Source organism: Staphylococcus sp. GDY8P57P (assembly GCF_017892585.1).
Classification (GTDB): Bacteria; Bacillota; Bacilli; order Staphylococcales; family Staphylococcaceae; genus Staphylococcus; species Staphylococcus borealis.
In genome coordinates this window covers 1-621 of sequence record NZ_JAESLK010000160.1, presented here as the reverse complement: position 1 = coordinate 621, position 621 = coordinate 1, and the positions used below count along the sequence as shown (strand labels likewise).

1 protein-coding gene is annotated in these 621 nt (G+C 35.7%); it reads right to left on the bottom strand.

Features of this window, described 5'->3' with window-relative positions; all coding sequences use genetic code 11:
• The coding region (locus KA878_RS14120; protein ID WP_245336781.1) for an HAD-IC family P-type ATPase at positions 1-602 on the bottom strand (602 nt) is incomplete at its 3' end.
• Between the last annotated feature and the right edge of the window lie 19 nt (positions 603-621).

Here is a 621-nt window from a genome sequence, read left to right as displayed (position 1 = left end):
ACTAACATACCAATTGACATAGACATCCATTCACTAAATATTAAACTACCCAATAATATTATCACCACACCAACAGCAATGAGAATATTTTGTTGCATATTCGCGTATGTCCCTTTAGCTAAACCTAAAGCATGGGGGAGACGATTAAAATTGGAATTCATTAGAACAATATCTGAACTTTCAATAGCCACATCTGTCCCATTTCCCATAGCTATCCCTACTCCTGCAATAGCTAGAGAAGGGCTATCATTCACACCATCACCAATAAAAGCAACAATTTCACCAGTAGACTGTCTTTCTTTTAAAAATGCTTGCTTGTCCTCTGGTAGCATATCGCCATGGGCCTCGGTTAATCCTAGCTCCTTTTTAACTAAATTAACTGTACCTTGATTATCCCCTGATAATACAATGAGATTTTTAACACCAAGTGATTTTAATTTTTGTAGGTCTTGTTTAACGCTTGGTCGAACTTGGTCACGGATTTCCATTAAAATGATTAACTGACGATCAACTGCCGTTAATACAATTGAACTACCGGCTCTTTCTAATTTATCTAATTCTTTAAGAACATCATTAGATAGTGGAATACTTTCTTGTTCCATTAAGGTTTTATTCCCTACT